Below are 18,641 nucleotides of genomic sequence, written 5' to 3' on the forward strand. Positions count from 1 at the left end.
CGGCCAATGGGGGAGAATTTCGCCGGCACCGCCGAGGCGGCTCCGGAAGGGCGTGACGCCGCGCAGCTGCGCGCGGTCTATGGGATAGACGCGGGCTTCGAGCGCGAGCTGACCGAAGCCTGGCGCCTCGTCGAGCCGCACATAGCGGGCGTGGCGCGCGAACTGCTCGAGCGACGCGCGGGTGGCGCGGTGCCCGACGCGCTGGTCGAGAGCCGCGTCGACTATGCCCGCGCCAAGCTCTCGCGCCCGATCGACCAGGCCTGGGTCGACCGAGTCACTGCGGAAGCCGATCGTATCGCCGAGGACGGCCTGGAATTCTCCACCGTCGCCGCGTCGATGCTAGTCGCGCAGATGCACATCCATGCGCTGTTCTTCGCGCTGAGCCGCGATCCCGGGCAGCTCGAACGGCTGACCCGCGCGACGCAGAAGCTGGCGGTGATCGAGTTCGAGATCATCGCCAGCCGGCTGCGCCAGATCGCCCGGCTGCGTGCCCAGGCCGCCCGGCGGCGCGAACTGGCCGAGGTCCGCGGCGAGCTTACGGAATCGATCGCCAGCACCGCACGGGCGAGCCGCGAGATCGCCCGGTTCACCGAGCGCACGGCAGCCGAACTGCTCGGGCTGCGGGCGCCGGCAGCGGAGGTGGCGTCGGCGGCGGATCAGGCGGCGATCGCGATGGGCGAGTCCGCGCGCAGCGCCGCGGCGCTCATCACCGCCTATGAGCGTGCTCGCGAGGACGCGTCCGCCGCCGCGGAAGTCGCCGGCAATGCCGATGCCATCGCGCTCAAGGGCAAGGAGAGCGCCGAAAGCCTCTCCGCCAACACGGCGCGGATCGAGAGCGTCGTCACGCTGATCTCCGGCATCGCGCACCAGACCAAGCTGCTCGCGCTGAACGCCAGCATCGAGGCGGCGCGCGCGGGCGACAGCGGGCGCGGCTTCGCGGTGGTCGCGCAGGAAGTGCGCACGTTGGCGGACCAGGCGGCGGATGCGACCGGCGGCGTCACCCGGACGATCCGCGAGGCCCAGGCCGCGAGCGGCGCGATGGCCGAGACCAACCGCGCGATTCTGGGCGTCGTCACCGAACTGCTCGCGCGCGTTCGCGCCGTGTCGGGCGCGATGGAGACGCAGATGGCCACGGTGGCGGGGATCCTGGCCTCGATCGACGAGACCGCCGTCTCCTCGCGCGAGATCGCGGGGCTGATCGCGACGATCAGCCTGCAAGTGGGGCGGCTGGCCGGGGAGGCCGAGGAAGCGGGGCGCCAGGTGGCGCTGACCGACGCGGCGCTGGGCCGGATCGAGGAGGCGACGGGACATATCATGACGGGAGCAGGGCAATGAGCGGGGTAACGCGGCGTTCGGTAGTGGCGGGCGGCATGGCGCTGGCGGCGGCGCCGCTGGTGGCCCGTGCGACTCCGGTGAGCATGGTGGTCGATGCGCCGGCAGGCCGTTTCCTCAGCATGGGCCATTCCGAAGACCAGGGCGGTCCCTGGGCATTTCTGGGGATCCGCTACGGCGTGGCCGATCGCTTCCGCGCCCCGCGCCGGGCCGCGCGCGTGACCGATTTCCGTGCCGATACGTTCGGCCCGATCTGCCCGCAGGGCAGGGGCGACCAGCGTGCTTCCGAGGACTGCCTGTTCCTCAACATCTGGACGCCCGACCCCAGTGACACGGCGAAGCGCCCGGTGATGCTCTACATCCATGGCGGCGCCTATTCGAACGGCACCGTCACCGTGCCGCTGAACGATGGCGCGACGCTGGCGGCGGCCGAGGATGTGGTGGTGGTGACGGTCAATCACCGGCTCAACGCGCTCGGCTATCTCTATCTCGCCCGCTTCGATCCGCGCTTCGCGGACAGCGGCAACCTCGGCCAGCTCGACCTGATCCTCGCGCTGCAATGGGTACGGGACAATATCGCGGCGTTCGGCGGCGATCCGCGCCGTGTCTTCGTGTTCGGCCAGTCGGGCGGCGGCGCCAAGATCGCGACGCTGATGGGCATGCCGGCGGCCAGGGGGCTGTTCCATTCGGCGGCGACGATGAGCGGGCAGCAGGTGACCGCATCGGGCCCGCTCAACGCGACGAAGCGGGCCCAGGCCTATCTCGCCAGGCTGGGCGTGCGCGAGGGCGACCTCCAGCCCCTGCTCGACATGCCGGTCGAGAAGCTGGTCGACGCGCTGGATGCGACCGACCCGATCCTGGGCGGCGCCGTCTATTTCGGGCCGGTGCTCGACATGAAGTGGCTCACCCGCCACCCCTTCTGGCCAGATGCCAATCCGCAGAGCCTGGCGATCCCGATGATCCTGGGCAACACGCATGACGAGACACGGGCCTTCATCGATCCCGGTTCGGAGAAGGTGCGGGGGCTGACCTGGGACAATGTGGCCGCGCGCATGGCGCCCGAGCTGCGCATGGACCTGCTGCCCGAATGGGTGGTCGCCCAATATCGCACGCATTTCCCGGCCGATACGCCCGAGCAGCTCTTCTACCGCGCCACCACCGCCGGCCGGAGTTGGCCGGGCCAATGGCTCGAGGCGGATGCGCGGGCGGCGGCGGGGGCCAGGGCCACCTGGGTCTATCAGGTCGATTTCCGGTCGCCGACCCGGCCCGAGCGCGGCGCGCCGCATACGATGGACATCGCGCTCGCCTTTGGCACGCTCGATGCGCCGGGATCCTATACCGGCACCGGGCCGGCGGCGCGGAAGCTGAGCGGCCAGGTGATGGGCGCCTTCGCCGCGCTTGCCCGCACCGGCAGGCCGGTGGCGAAGGGCCTGCCCGCCTGGACGCCCTATGCCTTGCCCGGCCGCGCGACGATGCTGTTCGACGCGCCCAGCCGCCTGGCCGGCGACCCGCGCAAATGGGAGCGCGAGCTGTGGAGCCGGGTGCCGTACGTCCAGCCGGGGAGTTGAGCCGGCAAGGTGATACCGGTGGCCAATTCGGCTGGTCGATAATATCGTATCGCTTTGTCCTGCAAGCCATTATGTTCGCGGGATGGAGAGAACCGGAAAGCCCACGATCAACGACGTCGCCCGTATCGCCGGCGTCTCGAAGAAGACCGTCAGCCGAGTGATCAATCGCTCGCCGCTGCTCAATGGCGACACGCGCGCGAAGGTCGAGCGGGTGATCAGCGAGCTGGGCTATGTCCCCAATGTCCAGGCGCGCGCGCTGGCGCTGCGCCGCAACTTCCTGATCGGCCTGATCCACGACAATCCCAACGCGCAGATGGTGATGAACGTCCAGGCCGGCATGCTCGAGGCGATGCGCGACACCGAGTTCGAGCTGATCGTCCGCCCGATCGACCGGGGCAGCTCGACCATGCTCGAGGACGTGCGCAACTTCCTCGAGCGCCAGCGCCTCTATGGCGTGATGTTCCTGCCGCCGGTCTCCGAGAACGAGATGGTGGCGGAGCTCTGCCGCGAGCTCGGCATCCGCTATGTCCGCATGGGATCGGCGACGCTCGATGCGTCCGAGCACATGGTCGCCTCGAACGATTGCGACGTGGTGACCGAGGCGGTGAACCACCTGATCTCGCTCGGCCATCGCCGCATCGGCCTGATCGCCGGCCCGCACGGCTTCCGCTCCGCGCGCGAGCGCCGCAAGGGCTTCGAGAATGCGCTGGAGGAAGCGGGGATCAAGCTGCCGCGCAGCCTGATCGCCGACGGCAACTACACGTTCGAGACGGGGCTGGCCGCCGCCGACCGGCTGCTCGACCTGTCGCCGCGCCCCACCGCGATCTTCGCCTCGAACGACGAGATGGCGGCCGCCACCCTCCATGCCGCGCGCCGCCGGGGCATGAGCGTGCCCGAGGACCTGTCGATCGTCGGCTTCGACGATACCGCGATCGCCTCGCACATCTGGCCGCCGCTCACCACGGTGCACTGGCCGATCATCTCGATGGCGCGCTCGGCGGCGCTGAAGCTGCTGGCGGACTTTTTCGGGGACGACGGCAATGCCGTGGAGGAGCCGTCGCTCTTCCCCTCGACGCTGATCCACCGCGCCTCGGTCGCGCCACCGCGCGAGGTGTAGGACCAATCGACAGTCAAGCTAAGGGCTTGGCGGGCCGGAACACGTCGAGCCAACCTCCTTCGTCACCCTGAACTTGTTTCAGGGTCCAACGTGCCACTGGCGATATCGCGGGTGGAGAATTGGATGCTGAAACAAGTTCAGCATGACGGAAGGGAGAGGCTTCGACATTGAACTTCCGTTCCTCGCCACCGGGAATGGAAGGGACAGAGCTGAATGTCGCTTCGCGCCAGGTTAGGTCGATATTCAGACAGGTATCCCGCTTCTACTCCGGAGGGGAATGTTGAATGTCGATTGGGCGATGGGACACATCGCTGCTGCGCCTCGCACCGGCGGGCGCACAAAACCTCCCCGAAAACCCGCGCTGCACGGCGGCATTTCCCCGATGTTGCTGAAATGCCGCAATCGCCCGATTGTGACATTTTGTTCAATGACACCGGTTGACACGCGGGAATGGTAGCGCGATCAATAGGGTGAACAAGCGTGGCTGAATACGCTTGCGCCCAAGTGGACGAGAAGATCCGCAAGAGGGGCGTGGGAGGGGGCAAGTCGCGACATGGCTGGATCTTGCGGAGCGGCTTGCGTCGTTTTCCGCAATGCTGCGTCGCACCCTGATTCCAGGCTCCATCGGGCGCATCGATTCATGCTTGTCGATGAGAAGACTTTGGGGGAGGAATCCATGCTTTCTATCGCTGACACCCTTGCCGCGCGCCGTTCGGCGTTGCGCGGCACGACGGCGCTGGGCGCGCTCGGCATGGCGCTGCTGACGGCGGCGCCGGCCTGGGCACAGGCCACCGAGACCGCCGCTGCGGTCACTGCCGTCGCGCAGGACGATCCGCAGGCGGCGCCGCAGGACCAGACGGAAAGCGGCGACCTGATCGTTGTCACCGGTTTCCGCGCTTCGCTGGCCAGTTCGGTCAACATCAAGCGCAATTCGAACCAGATCGTCGACGCGATCACCGCCGAGGACATTGCCGACTTCCCCGACGCGAACCTGGCGGAATCGATCCAGCGGCTGCCCGGCGTCTCGATCGACCGCGACAATGGCGAGGGACGCACGATCACCGTGCGCGGCCTGGGCGGTGACTTCCAGATGGTCCGCCTGAACGGCGCCGATGCGCAGAACATCTCGGGCGGCAACCAGTCCGATGCCGGCGCGAACCGCTCGCGCGGCTTCGACTTCAATACCTTCGCCTCCGAACTGTTCGGCGGCATCAAGGTGACCAAGTCGACCGCGGCGGAGAATGACGAGGGGTCGCTCGGCGCGATCATCGACCTGACGACCGGCCGCCCGCTCTCGTACAAGAAGAACCGCTTCGCCGTGGGCGCGGAAGCCGAGTATCGCGAGAACGGCAAGAAGTGGAATCCGCGTTTCACCGGCCTCGCCTCGGTGCGGGTGACCGACAATTTCGGCATCCTCGTCTCGGGCGCCTACCAGAAGCAGCAACAGCAGATCGACGCCTATCGCCGCAACATCGGCGTGTTCGAATATACCTATCGCAACTCGCAGATCGCCGGCGTGACGCCGAACGTCTTCGGCTTCGCGCGCCCGAGCAACCAGGGCACCGGCGCCACCTTCGGCTCGGACCCGGCGGCCTATGCGCTGGTCACGCCGACCACGATCATCCCGGGCCTGCCCTCGGTCGGGCGCCAATATCTGGATTATGAGCGGATCGGCGCCACCGCGACGATGCAGTGGAAGCCGGGCCCGGGCACCGAGATCACGCTGGACGGCGTCTTCTCGCGCTACGACCAGAACAGCAACAACACCGGCATCACGCCGATCGGCCTCAACCGCAACGGCACCAATGCGCGCGTGGTGGGGACGGGCGCCAACGGGTTGCGCGCGATCGGCACCGCCAATGGCTATGCCGACCGCGTCGCGCTCTATGCGAACTGCGTGCCCAGCGCGATCATCGACTGCAACGGCGACCAGGCGGGCAACGGCGTCGGCCAGGCCCCGCTCGCCGGCTATTTCAACAGCCTGAACCCGAACAACCTCAATCCGTTCGACTATTACAACAACCCCGCCTCGCCGGGCTATGTCGCGACCGCCAACCAGATCGGCTATTACAACGAACTGCTCGGCCGCCCGAACACCAAGATCCGCGAGGCGCACGTCAACAGCGCCGGCCAGGCCGATTATCTCGTCCTCGACGATGTCGACTGGCGCAGCTTCGCCGATACCCAGTTCGGCCGGACCGATTTCAAGCAGGTGACGCTGAACGTCCATCAGGAACTCGCGCCGGGCTTCTATGCCGATGCGACGGGCGGCTGGTCGAAATCGCAATTCCGCGCCTATGGCCTGCTTGCCGAGTTCAACGCGATCGACCAGGACGGCTACACCTTCGACGAGCGCGCCGGCGGCAAGATGCCGGTTTTCAAGCCGGGCTTCGACGTGGCGAACCCGAACAGCTGGACGCTGGTGAAGGGCCTGTCGACGATCCGCTACTTCACCAACACCGTGGACAATGAATTCAAGGTGGCGCGGGTGAACTTCACCTATGAAGCGCTGCCCGAGATGTCGATCCGCTTCGGCGGGACCGCGAAGCAGTTCGCCTATTCGGGCGACCAGGGGCGGCGCAACCAGTCGATCGAGGCGATCAACCCGACGCTGGCCGAAGCGCGGCTCAACATCACCGATCTTGGCCAGACCATCGGCTTCGGCCAGGGGCTGAACGTGACGCAGGGCACGCCGACCAGCTATTATGCGCCCGATATCAAGAAGTTCATCAATCAGTTCGGCATCAACTGCAACTGCGTGAACAAATGGGGCGATTTCCGCGCCGTGGTCGACGGGCGGCAGCGCTCGGGCGTGACCGAGAACGACGTGTCGGCCTATTTCCAGGTCGACTATAACGTCAACCTGCTCGGCCGGCCGCTGCGCGGCAATATCGGCATGCGCGTCGCCAATACCCGCGTCTCTGGCTCGGGCAATGTCGGCGGCGCCGACGGCGTCGCGGGCCTCGGCGTAACCGCGAAGAACGAATATTGGGACTGGCTGCCCGCGATGAACGCGAACTGGGAAGTCGCCGACAATTTCCTCGTCCGCTTCGCCGCGTCCAAGGTGATGTCGCGGCCGCAGCTCGCCAGCCTGACGCCGGGCACAACTGCCTTCACCACCAGCCTGAACGCGAACGGCACGGCGCCGACGCTGACGGTGGGCAATCCCTATCTCAACCCGTTCCGCGCGACCAATCTCGACCTGAGCTTCGAGAAATACTTCGCGAACAACGGCCTGATCGCGGTGAACCTGTTCAAGAAGAACATCGACACCTTCCCGCAGCAGGTGGCGCTCGAGGCGCCGCTATCGGCGGTGTTCGAGCCCGAGGTGTACCAGCAGGTGCTGACCTTCATCACCAACCCCGCGCTGCTCGGCTATACCACCGCGGGCGGCACCTGGGGCATCCGCCAGTTCAAGGATGCGCCCGGCGGCCATATCCAGGGCGTGGAAGTCAATCTGCAGACCGACTTCTTCTTCCTGCCCGGTTTCCTCAAGCATTTCGGCGTGATCGCGAACTATACGCACATCGATTCGAGCCTGAGCTACCTGACGGGCACGGCGCTGAGCACCAGCCAGACGGTGTCGGGCACCGCGGTGAACAGCTATGCCGAGGGGCCGTTCCTCAACACCTCGCCGGACGCGTTCAACGCGACGCTCTATTACGAGGACAGCAAGTTCTCGGCCCGCGTCTCGGGCGCGTGGCGCGCGCGCTATGTGAACCGCTTCCCGCTGGCGACGGGCACCTGCTCGGTGGGCACCACCACCGTCGGCGGCGGCCCCTGCAACTCGCCGGTGTTCGCGGACTTCGGCTACAACGAGAACCAGCTGAACATCGATTTCGCGATGTCCTATGCGGTGACCAAGTTCGCCAAGCTGTCGCTCGAGGGCCGCAACATGACCAACGCGCCGCAATATCGCACCATGTATGCGGCGAACCCGGTCAGCCAGACCTATGCCAGCACCGGGCGGATCATCACCGCCGGCCTGCGCATGAGCTTCTGACATTTTTGGGGGAGGGGGCGGCGATCCGCCCCCTTTCCGGCTGGCGCCGCGCGGTTCGCGTCTGGCTCCCCTCCCTGGAAGGGAGGGGCAGGGGGTGGGTGGCGTCCTGGCGATACTGGCGTCGCGTGGCGTGGGTTGGCCGTCTTGCGTGCATCGCCCACCCCCAACCCCTCCCTTCCAGGGAGGGGAGCCGGCTCAAATCTCCACCTGGCTGCCCAGCTCGACCACGCGGTTGGTGGGCAGCTTGAAGAACTCCATCGCGCTTTCGGCATTGCGGACCATCCAGGCGAACAGCTTCTCGCGCCAGATCGCCATGCCGGGCCGGGCCGAGGCGATCAGCGTCTGCCGCGCGAGGAAATAGCTCGTCTCCATTGCCTTGAACTTCTCGCCCACGGCCTCGCCCAGCGCATGGAGCGCGGCGGGGATGTCGATCTCGTCCATGAAGCCATAATGGAGGACGATCCGGTAGAAGCCCTCGCCGAGCGGCTTCACTTCGGCACGGGCTTCGGGGGCGACGTGCGGCACCTGCTCGATCGCCACGGTGAGGATCACCACGCGATCGTGCAGCACCTTGTTGTGCTTGAGGTTGTGGAGCAGCGCGGGCGGGATGTCGTCGGTGCTGGCGAGGAACACGGCGGTGCCCGGCACGCGCTGCACCGAATGGCCGGCGGACTGGATGAAGATCTGGATCGGCATCGCCCCTTCGTGCAGCCGCGCGCGGACCAGCCGGCGCCCGGTTGCCCAGGTGGTGAGCAGGATGAAGACGATCGCCGCCACCAGCAGGGGGAACCAGCCGCCATCGGGGATCTTGGTGACGTTCGAGGCGAAATAGAGCCCGTCGATCAGCAGGAAGCCGCCGGTGACCAGCCCGGCCACCACGGGCGGCCATTTCCACACCGCGAAGGTGAGCACGCCCAGCATGCAGGCGGTGATGAACATCGTGCCGGTCACCGCGATGCCATAGGCGGCGGCCAGGTTGCTCGAGCTGCGAAAGCCGAGGACGAGCAGGATCACCATGATCAGCAGCAGCCAGTTGGTGAGCGGGACATAGATCTGCCCCGCCGCCTTGGCGCTGGTATGGCGGATGCGCAGGCGCGGAAGGAAGCCGAGCTGCACCGCCTGCTGCGTCACCGAGAAGGCGCCCGAGATCACTGCCTGGCTGGCGATCACCGTCGCCATGGTGGCGAGGATGACGAGCGGGAGGCGGGCCCAGTCCGGCGCCAGCAGGAAGAACGGGTTCTCCACCGCGGCGGGGTTGCTCAGCAGCAGCGCGGACTGGCCGAGATAGTTGAGCATCAGGCAGGGGAAGGCGATATAGAGCCAGGAGACCATGATCGCCTTGCGGCCGAAATGGCCCATATCGGCATAGAGCGCCTCGGCCCCGGTCACGGCCAGCACCACCGATCCCAGCGCCAGGAAGGCGAGCATAGGGTCGAGCAGGAAGAAGTTGAGCGCGTACCACGGGTTGAGCGCCCACAGGATGTCGGGGCTCCGCGCGATCCCGATCACGCCGAGCACCGCGATGACGGTGAAATAGAAGACCATCACCGGGCCGAACAGCCTGCCGACCCGCGCGGTGCCGTGCGACTGGATCATGAAGAGGCCGATCAGGATGGCGATGCTGATCGGCAGCACCAGCTGCGACAGCGAGTCCTCGACCGTGGCGAGCCCTTCCACCGCCGACAGCACGGATACCGCGGGCGTGATGATCGCGTCGCCATAGAAGAGCGCGGTGGCGATCACGCCCAATATCGTCACCCACGGCGTCCAGCGCGTCTCGCCCAGCTTGCGCGCGATCAGCGCGAGCAGCGCCAGGCTGCCGCCCTCGCCCTTGTTGTCCGCGCGCAGGATGATGATGACGTACTTCACCGTCACCACCAGCACCATCGTCCAGAAGACCAGCGAGAGCACGCCGAAGATATGTTCGCGGTCCACCGCCAGCGGATGATGGCCGATGAAGCTTTCCTTGAGCGAATAGAGCGGCGAGGTGCCGATATCGCCGAACACCACGCCGATCGCGCCGACGGCGAGCGTGCCGAGCCGATCCTGATGGCCGGGCGAATGGCCGGTTTCGGCGGTCTGCGTCGCGTTCAAGGCGTACCTTTCCCTGCCGGCTCCCCCTTCGGCGCCGTCGAGCCCGCCTAGTATTCAGAGGTTTCGGCCGCTGCCAACGATTTTATGGAATCTTTATGCGGGGCCCGAACTTCCCCGTGGAACCTTAACTGGCCTCCGCCCCACATCGCCGCTCGCGACATCCTGTCCGGGAGATTCATCGTGGGTGCGTTGATGCGCCGTCTGGAAAGCGGAGCCGGGGGCTGGCCGGCACAGGCCGGGCTGCGGCTGGGCGGCGCGCTGCTGCTCGGCGGCTGCGCGCTGGCGGTGTGGGCGCTCATCGCCTCGATCCACCGCCCGCCGCTGCACAATGCCGACCCCGCCGAGTTCGGCGAGGCCGTGCTTTCCGTCATCGCCTGGGCGCTGGGCTGGGCGCTGCTGATCGAGGGGCCGGGCCTGTTCCGGCTGATCCCCGTGCCGCCCCGCCATGTCCGCTTCGACAATCGGCGCCGCGATCGCCGCCAATAGGGGAAAGAAGACCATGAACGACCTGATCTGGCTGGGAGCGCTCGCGGGGCTGTTCCTGCTCACGCTCGCCTGCGTCCGCCTTTGCGACCAGGCCTGAGGAGAAACGCCATGCCGCTGCCGCTCGCGCTCGCCGGGCTCACCGCCCTGGGCCTGCTCATCTACCTCGTGGCCGTGCTCGTCCGGCCCGAGCGCTTCTGATCGGACTTCACCATGACCGTACAAGGCTGGATGCTGATCCTCGTCTTCCTGCTCCTCCTCGTCGCGCTGGCCAAGCCGATGGGGAGCTGGCTCTTCGCCATCTATGAAGGGCGGCGCACGCCGCTCCACCGCGTGCTCGGCCCGGTCGAGCGCGGTTTCTACAAGCTCGCCGGCGTTGATCCGAACGCCGAGCAGGGCTGGCGCCGCTATGCGCTGCACATGCTGGCGTTCCAGCTGGCGACCTTCGCCTTCACCTATTGCATCCTGCGCTTCCAGGACCTGCTGCCGCTCAATCCGCGCGGGCTGGCCGGCCAGTCGCCCGACCTTGCCTTCAACACGGCGGTGAGCTTCACCACCAACACCAACTGGCAGAGCTATTCGGGCGAGAGCCTGTCGATCCTGAGCCAGATGCTCGGCCTCGCCATCCACAATTTCCTGTCGGCGGCGACCGGCATCGCGATCGCCTTCGCGCTGTTCCGCGGCTTCGCGCGGCGCCAGGCGAGCGGGATCGGCAATTTCTGGGCCGACATGACCCGGGTGACGCTCTACGTGCTGCTGCCGGCATGCATCGTCTATGCGCTGTTCCTGATCGCGAGCGGCGTACCGCAGACCTTCCTGTCCTCGGTCGACGCGACGACGCTGGAAGGCGCCCGGCAGACGATCCTGATGGGGCCGGTGGCCAGCCAGGAAGCGATCAAGATGCTCGGCACCAATGGCGGCGGCTTCTTCAACGCCAATTCGGCGCATCCCTTCGAGAATCCGGGCGCGCTCACCAACTTCGTCCAGATGCTGTCGATCCTGGCGATCGGCACGGGCCTGACGCACACGTTCGGCAGGGCGGTGGGGAATAGCCGTCAGGGCTGGGTGATCCTCGCCGCGATGCTGGTGATGTTCGTCGCCGGCACCACCGTCACCTATTGGCAGGAAGCCGCGGGCAATCCGGCGCTCCATCATCTCGGCCTCGCCGGGGGCAGCATGGAGGGCAAGGAGGTCCGCTTCGGCATCGCGGCCAGCGCCCTGTTCAGCGTGGTGACCACCGCGGCCTCGTGCGGCGCGGTCAACGCGATGCACGACAGCCTGACCCCGCTCGGCGGCATGATCCCGCTGTTCAACATGCAGCTCGGCGAAGTCGTGATCGGCGGCGTCGGCGCGGGCATCTACGGCTTCCTGCTCTTCGCCATCCTCGCGGTGTTCGTCGCCGGGCTGATGGTGGGCCGCACGCCCGAATATGTCGGCAAGAAGATCGAGAGCCGCGAGGTCAAGCTCGCCGTCCTCGCCATCGCGGTGCTGCCGTTGATGATCCTGGGTGGCACCGCGCTCGCCTCGGTGCTGCCGGCGGGGCTTGCCGGGCCGTTCAACAAGGGGCCGCACGGCTTCACCGAGATCCTCTACGCCTTCACCTCGGCCACTGCGAACAATGGTTCGGCCTTTGGCGGCCTGAGCGCGAACACGCCCTTCTACAACGGCATGCTGGGCGCCGCGATGTGGGTCGGCCGCTTCTTCATCATCGTGCCCGCGCTCGCCATTGCCGGCAGCCTGGCCGCGAAGAAGGTGCACCCGGAAAGTGCGGGCTCGTTCCCGACCACCGGCCTGCTCTGGGTCGGCCTGCTCGTCGGCATCGTCCTGATCCTGGGCGGGCTCACTTTCCTGCCCAGCCTCGCGCTCGGTCCCATCGCCGATCATCTCGCGATGATCCACGGCCAGCTCTTCTGAGGTCCCCTTCCATGACGACCGCAACCCTGTTCACGCCCGCCCTGATCGGCCCCGCCATCGGCGACGCGTTCACCAAGCTCGATCCGCGCCAGCTGGTGAAGAACCCCGTGCTCTTCACCACCGCGGTGGTCGCGCTCCTCCTCACCGTGTTGCTCTTCATCGGCGGCACCAGCCTCTCCCTGGCCTTCCAGATCCAGCTCATCGTCTGGCTGTGGCTCACCGTGCTGTTCGGCACCTTTGCCGAGGCGCTGGCGGAGGGGCGGGGCCGCGCCCAGGCCGCGTCGCTGCGCGCCACCAAGTCGGAGCTCACCGCCCGGCTGCCGAACGGCAAGACCGTTCCGGCCTCGCAGCTGAAGAAGGGCGATGTCGTCCTGGTCGAGACCGGCGACCTGATCCCGGCCGATGGCGAAGTGATCGAGGGAGTCGCCTCGGTCAATGAAAGCGCGATCACCGGCGAGAGCGCGCCGGTGATCCGCGAGGCGGGCGGCGACCGCTCGGCGGTGACTGCCGGCACGCGGGTGATCTCGGACCGGATCAAGGTGCGCGTCACCCAGGAGCCGGGCCAGGGTTTCCTCGACCGGATGATCGCGCTCGTGGAAGGGGCCGAGCGCCAGAAGACCCCGAACGAGATCGCGCTGACCATCCTGCTGGTCGGCCTGACGATCATCTTCCTGATCGCCGTCTCGACCATTCCCGGCTTCGCCGCCTATGCGGGCGGGCAGGTGCCGGTGGCGATCCTGGCGGCGCTGCTGATCACCCTGATCCCGACCACGATCGCCGCCCTGCTCTCCGCGATCGGCATCGCGGGCATGGACCGGCTGGTGCGCTTCAACGTGCTCGCCAAGTCGGGCCGCGCGGTCGAGGCGGCGGGCGATATCGACGTGCTGCTGCTCGACAAGACCGGCACGATCACGATCGGCGACCGTGCCGCGAGCGAGTTCCGCCCGCTGGGCGGCGTCACCACCGACGAGCTGGCGCGGGCCGCCCTGCTCGCCAGCCTGGCCGACGAGACGCCCGAGGGCCGCTCGATCGTGACGCTCGCCCAGGGCAGATATGCAGTCGAGATCCGCAGCCTGCCCAAGACCGCCGAGGTCATTCCCTTCACTGCCCAGACCCGCATCTCGGGCGTCCGCATCGGTTCCACGCTGATCCAGAAGGGCGCGGTCGACGCGGTGCTGCGCGCCAATCCGGGCCTGGGCGAGACGGCGGCGGGCGGCGACCTGCGCCGCATCGCCGAGGAGATCGCCCGTCAGGGCCAGACGCCGCTGGCGGTGGCCGAGGACGGCCGGCTGTTCGGCGTGATCGCGCTCAAGGACGTGGTCAAGGCCGGGGTGCGCGAACGGTTCGGCGAGCTGCGCCGCATGGGCATCCGCACCGTGATGATCACCGGCGACAACCCGCTCACCGCCGCGGCGATCGCCGCCGAGGCCGGGGTGGACGATTTCCTCGCCGAGGCCACGCCGGAGGACAAGCTCGCGCTGATCCGCAAGGAGCAGCAGGGCGGCCGCCTGGTGGCGATGTGCGGCGACGGCACCAACGATGCGCCGGCGCTCGCCCAGTCCGATGTGGGCGTGGCGATGAACACCGGCACCCAGGCCGCGCGCGAGGCGGGCAACATGGTGGATCTCGACAGCGATCCGACCAAGCTCATCGAGATCGTCGGCCTGGGCAAGCAGCTGCTGATGACGCGCGGGGCGCTGACCACCTTCTCGGTCGCCAACGACATCGCGAAATATTTCGCGATCATCCCGGCGATGTTCGTCGCGCTCTATCCGTCGCTCGGCGTGCTCAACGTGATGCAGCTGGCGAGCCCGCAAAGCGCGATCCTCTCCGCGATCATCTTCAACGCGCTGATCATCCCTGCGCTGGTGCCGCTTGCGCTCAAGGGCGTGAAATACCGCCCGATCGGGGCAGGGCCGCTGCTGGCGCGCAACCTGGCGATCTATGGCCTGGGCGGGGTGCTGGCGCCGTTCGCGGGGATCAAGCTGATCGATCTGGTCGTGGCGGGGCTGGGGCTGGCGTGACCGAGAACTCCCCTCCCGCTTGCGGGAGGGGTTGGGGGAGGGCCTGTCCCCACCTCTCGTCACAGGCCCTCCCCCCGCCCCCTCCCGCAAGCGGGAGGGGGAGGAAAGAAGGAAGAACAAGAAATGTTGAAGGACCTCACCACCGCTCTCCGTCCGGCGCTCGTCCTGACGCTTCTGTTCGCCGCCCTGCTCGGGCTCGCCTATCCGGCGGCGCTCACCGGCATCGGCCAGCTCGCCTTCCCACACCAGGCGAATGGCAGCCTGATCGTCGAGAGCGGCCAGGTGCGCGGCTCCGAACTGCTCGGCCAGGGATTTGCCAGCCCGCGCTATTTCCACGGCCGCCCCTCGGCCGCCGGCACCAATGGGTACGACCCCACCGCGTCCTCCGGTTCCAACCTCGGCCCGACTTCGCAGGCGCTCGTCGATCGCATCGCCAAGGACGCCGCCGCCAATCGTTCCGCACCAGGAAATTCGGTTCCCGCCGATCTGGTGACCACCTCCGCCTCGGGGCTCGACCCTGACATCAGCCCCGAGGCGGCCTTTTTCCAGGTGGGCCGCGTCGCCGGGGCGCGAGGATTGGGCGTGGACAAGGTGCGTGCGATCGTGGGCAGGCATGTGGAGCAGCCGTTGCTCGGCTTCCTGGGCGAACCGCGCGTCAACGTGCTCGCGCTCAATCGCGATCTCGACAAGCAGGCGGCGCAGGGCGCAAAAGCCGCCGAGTGAGCGACGACGATCAGCGACCCGATCCCGATGCCCTTCTGCGCGCCGCCGCGCAGGAGGGCGTCGGCCGCCTGAAGGTATTCCTCGGCGCCGCCCCGGGCGTGGGCAAGACCTATGAGATGCTCACCGAGGCCGCGGCGCGGCGCAAGGCGGGCATCGACGTCGTCATCGGCGTGGTCGAGACGCATGGCCGCGTCGAGACCGAGGCACTCGTGCAGGGGCTGGAGATCGTGCCGCGCCGCCCGGTCGAATATCATGGCCGGACCATCGCCGAGATGGACATCGACGCGATCCTCGCCCGTGCGCCGCAGCTGGTGCTGGTCGACGAGCTCGCCCATACCAACGCGCCGGGCAGCCGGCACGACAAGCGCTACCAGGATATCGAGGAACTGCTCGCGGCGGGGGTAGACGTCTATTCCACCGTCAACATCCAGCACATCGAGAGCCTGAACGACGTCGTCGCCTCCTTCACCAAGGTGCGCGTGCGCGAGACCGTTCCCGACCGCGTGCTCGAGGCGGCGGACCTGGAGATCGTCGACCTGCCGCCCGACGAGCTGATCGAGCGGCTGCGCGAGGGCAAGGTCTATGTCCCCGAGGAAGCGACGCGCGCGCTGGGGCATTTCTTCTCCAAGTCGAACCTGACCGCGTTGCGCGAGCTGGCGTTGCGCCGGGCCGCGCAGGCGGTCGACGCGCAGATGCTCGACTATCTGCGCACCCATGCGCTGGCCGGCACCTGGGCGGCCAGCGAGCGGCTGGTGGTGGCGGTGAGCGAGCTGCCCGGCTCGGCCGAGCTGGTCCGCGCCGCCAAGCGCGTCGCCGACGGCCTGCGCGCGCCCTGGACCGCGGTGCACATCGAAACACCGCGCACCGCCCGGCTGAGCGACGCGGAGAATGCCCAGGTCGCCGCGACGCTTCACCTGGCCAGCCAGCTCGGCGGGCAGGTGGCGACGGTGCCGGCGGAATCGGTGCTGGAGGGCCTCAAGCGCTTCACCGCCGAGGCGCGCGCCACCCAGCTCATCGTCGGCAAGTCGGCGCGCTCGCGCTGGTTCGAGCTGCGGCACGGCTCGGTGGTCGACCGGCTGGTGCGCGAGACTCCCGGCATCGCGGTGCATGTGCTGCCGATGCTCGAAGCGCCCGCACGCGGTCGGCATCCCCGCCCGCGCGGCCGATGGGGATCCCCGGTCGACTATGTCGTGTCGCTCGGCCTGGTCGTCGCGGTCACCGTGCTGGGGGCGACGATCTTCTCGCTCGGCAACATCACCAATATCGGGCTGCTCTACCTGTTGCCGGTAATGGTTGCGGCGACGCGCTACGGCGTGCGCCCGGGCGTGGTGACCGGGCTGGTCTCGTCGCTCGCCTATAATTTCTTCTTCATCCCGCCGACCCGGACCTTCACCATCCAGGACCCGCAGAACATCATCACCGTGCTGGTGCTGATGGGCGTGGCGGTGGTCTCCAGCCAGCTCGCCGCGCGCGTGCGGGCACAGGCGGAACTGGCCCAGCGCAGCGCCGCGCAGAACAGCACGCTGGCCGGCTTCGCGCGGCTGCTGACCGGGGTGAGCACGCAGGAGGACCTCGGCCAGACGCTCTGCGCCGAAGTTGCGCGGCTGCTCGACGTGAGCGCGGTACTGCTGCTCCCCGAACATGGCCAGCTGGGGCTGCGCGCGGCCTATCCGCCCGAGGATCGCCTCGAGATGATCGAGCAGGCGGCGGCGCAATGGTCGTTCGATCACAACAGCCCGGCCGGGCGCGGCTCGGACACGCTCACCGCCTCGGAATGGCTGTTCCATCCGCTTGCGGCGGGCGGGCGGGCGCTTGGGGTATTGGGCGTCGCCCGCATCGACGCGGGCAATCCGCTGCGCTCGGACCAGCTGCCGCTGCTGCTCAGCCTGCTCGACCAGGCCGCGCTCGCCTTCGAGCGGATCGCGCTGGAGAGCGAGATGGCGATGGTGACCCAGCTCAAGGAGCGCGACCGGCTGCGCGCGGCCCTGCTCTCCTCGGTAAGCCACGACCTGCGCACGCCGCTCACCACCATCCTCGGCATGCTGGGCGAGATGCGGCCGGCGAGCGAGGGGCAGGGGGAACAGCTGTCCGCTGCCCGCGCCGAGGCCGAGCGGCTCAACCGCTTCGTCGCCAACCTGCTCGACATGGTGCGGATCGAAGCGGGGGCGCTCCACCAGTCGATCGAGCCGGTCGACCTGGCCGAGGCTGTCGCCGCCGCCGTGCACGACCTGCGGCGGGTGCTGGAGGACCATCCGGTGCGGCTCGACGTGCCGCCCGAGCTCCCCTTCGCCTCGGTCGATCCGCAGCTCTTCCACCACTGCCTGATCAACCTGATCGAGAATGCCGGAAAATATGGCGATCCGGGCTCGTCGATCACGCTCACCGCGCGCCGCCAGCCGGGCAGCATGACGCTGAGCGTGATGGACGAGGGCCCCGGCCTGCCGCCGGGCGACGAGGCGCGGATCTTCGAGACCTTCACCCGGATCGAGGGCTCCGACCGCAAGGGGGGAACCGGGCTCGGCCTGGCCATCGTAAAGGGATTTGCCGAGGCGATGGGGCTGAGCGTCTCCGCGGCGAACCGCACCGACCGGGCCGGGGCGATCTTCACCATCCGCTTCCCGGAAGCCTTGCTACGGAAAGGAAATGCAGGCGAATGAGCCAGCAGGCGAAAATTCTGGTGGTGGACGACGAGCCGGCGATCCGTCGCTTGCTCGGCGCGGGGCTGGGGCGTGCCGGCTACCGGGTGGTCGAGGCGGCGAGCGCGCGCGATGCGCTGATCGCCATGCAGATCGACAAGCCCGAGGCTGTGCTGCTCGATCTTGGCCTGCCCGATCGCGACGGGCTGGAGCTGGTGCCGCTGCTCAAGGCGGCGGGCGCATCCGTGCTCGTCGTCTCCGCGCGCGATGCGACCGAGCAGAAGGTCACGGCGCTCGACCTGGGCGCGGACGACTATGTCACCAAGCCGTTCGATACCGAGGAAGTGCTCGCTCGCGTGCGCACCGCGCTGCGCCACCGCCTTTCGGTGGAGGCCGAGATGCCGGTGGTGCGGATCGATGCGATCGAGATCGACCTGGGCGCGCGGCTGGTGCGCAAGGGCGGCGAGGAAGTGCATCTGACGCCCAAGGAATTCGGCTTTCTCGCGGAGCTTGCCAAGCATCCCGGGCGCGTGGTGACCCACGCCCAGCTGCTGCGGACCGTCTGGGGGCCGGGGCACGAGCATGACGTCGAATATCTCCGCGTCGCCGCGCGCGGCGTTCGCCGCAAGCTGGAGGACGACGCGGCGGCACCGTCGGTAATCCGCAACGAGCCGGGCGTGGGCTATCGCCTGATGGCTTGAACCCGGGGCCGGACCCGCCCAATGTGGGCCGGACGGGAACCGGGGG

General features: G+C 68.1%; 13 protein-coding genes. 12 read left to right on the plus strand and 1 reads right to left on the minus strand.

All coding sequences use genetic code 11. From position 1 onward, the window contains the following. Window positions 1-6: 6 nt before the first annotated feature. From CAP40_RS08280 to CAP40_RS08295, 4 genes are all read left to right on the plus strand, one after another. Window positions 7-1,335, plus strand: coding sequence for a methyl-accepting chemotaxis protein (locus tag CAP40_RS08280; protein WP_086128904.1), 1,329 nt, complete (start codon window positions 7-9; stop codon window positions 1,333-1,335). Next, window positions 1,332-2,900: a carboxylesterase/lipase family protein gene (locus tag CAP40_RS08285; RefSeq protein WP_086128905.1), complete on the plus strand. Its 1,569-nt coding sequence runs from the start codon at window positions 1,332-1,334 to the stop codon at window positions 2,898-2,900. The genes CAP40_RS08280 and CAP40_RS08285 overlap by 4 nt, the downstream gene beginning before the upstream one ends. 82 nt (window positions 2,901-2,982) lie before the next feature. Next, window positions 2,983-4,017: a LacI family DNA-binding transcriptional regulator gene (locus CAP40_RS08290; protein WP_086128906.1), complete on the plus strand. Its 1,035-nt coding sequence runs from the start codon at window positions 2,983-2,985 to the stop codon at window positions 4,015-4,017. A 676-nt stretch (window positions 4,018-4,693) separates the two neighbouring features. Next, the gene (locus CAP40_RS08295; protein ID WP_086129374.1) at window positions 4,694-8,020 is read left to right on the plus strand and encodes a TonB-dependent receptor domain-containing protein; all 3,327 of its coding nucleotides are present in this window, start codon (window positions 4,694-4,696) and stop codon (window positions 8,018-8,020) included. A 195-nt stretch (window positions 8,021-8,215) separates the two neighbouring features. Here the strand turns inward: CAP40_RS08295 and CAP40_RS08300 are convergent, their stop codons facing one another. Beyond that, window positions 8,216-10,114: a potassium transporter Kup gene (locus CAP40_RS08300; protein ID WP_086128907.1), complete on the minus strand. Its 1,899-nt coding sequence runs from the start codon at window positions 10,112-10,114 to the stop codon at window positions 8,216-8,218. A gap of 192 nt (window positions 10,115-10,306) precedes the next feature. On the opposite strand from CAP40_RS08300, the gene CAP40_RS08305 reads away from it, so the two are divergent. The 8 genes from CAP40_RS08305 to CAP40_RS08335 all read left to right on the plus strand — a co-directional run bounded on the left by CAP40_RS08305 (window position 10,307) and on the right by CAP40_RS08335 (window position 18,595). Continuing rightward, window positions 10,307-10,600 (plus strand): hypothetical protein, encoded by a 294-nt coding sequence (locus tag CAP40_RS08305; protein WP_086128908.1) that lies wholly within the window; start codon window positions 10,307-10,309, stop codon window positions 10,598-10,600. Continuing rightward, the gene (locus tag CAP40_RS20405; protein WP_179187987.1) at window positions 10,560-10,697 is read left to right on the plus strand and encodes a hypothetical protein; all 138 of its coding nucleotides are present in this window, start codon (window positions 10,560-10,562) and stop codon (window positions 10,695-10,697) included. Before CAP40_RS08305 ends, CAP40_RS20405 begins: the two co-directional genes overlap by 41 nt. 11 nt (window positions 10,698-10,708) lie before the next feature. Continuing rightward, entirely contained in the window at window positions 10,709-10,798 is a 90-nt protein-coding gene (gene kdpF, locus CAP40_RS08310; RefSeq protein ID WP_086128909.1) for a K(+)-transporting ATPase subunit F, read from the plus strand. 12 nt (window positions 10,799-10,810) lie between these two features. After that, window positions 10,811-12,511 carry a potassium-transporting ATPase subunit KdpA gene (gene kdpA / locus CAP40_RS08315; protein ID WP_086128910.1) on the plus strand — a complete coding sequence of 567 codons (1,701 nt, stop codon included), beginning with the start codon at window positions 10,811-10,813 and terminating at the stop codon, window positions 12,509-12,511. Between the two features lie 11 nt (window positions 12,512-12,522). Continuing rightward, window positions 12,523-14,535: a potassium-transporting ATPase subunit KdpB gene (kdpB, locus tag CAP40_RS08320; RefSeq protein ID WP_086128911.1), complete on the plus strand. Its 2,013-nt coding sequence runs from the start codon at window positions 12,523-12,525 to the stop codon at window positions 14,533-14,535. A 123-nt stretch (window positions 14,536-14,658) separates the two neighbouring features. After that, complete coding sequence (gene kdpC, locus CAP40_RS08325; protein ID WP_086128912.1) at window positions 14,659-15,258, plus strand: potassium-transporting ATPase subunit KdpC; 600 nt, start codon at window positions 14,659-14,661, stop codon at window positions 15,256-15,258. Further along, window positions 15,255-17,915 carry a sensor histidine kinase KdpD gene (locus CAP40_RS08330; RefSeq protein WP_086128913.1) on the plus strand — a complete coding sequence of 887 codons (2,661 nt, stop codon included), beginning with the start codon at window positions 15,255-15,257 and terminating at the stop codon, window positions 17,913-17,915. Before kdpC ends, CAP40_RS08330 begins: the two co-directional genes overlap by 4 nt. Then, window positions 17,912-18,595 (plus strand): response regulator, encoded by a 684-nt coding sequence (locus CAP40_RS08335; RefSeq protein WP_086128914.1) that lies wholly within the window; start codon window positions 17,912-17,914, stop codon window positions 18,593-18,595. Before CAP40_RS08330 ends, CAP40_RS08335 begins: the two co-directional genes overlap by 4 nt. The last annotated feature ends 46 nt before the right edge of the window (window positions 18,596-18,641 follow it).

The organism is Sphingomonas sp. IBVSS2, assembly GCF_002127225.1.
Classification (GTDB): Bacteria; Pseudomonadota; Alphaproteobacteria; order Sphingomonadales; family Sphingomonadaceae; genus Sphingomonas.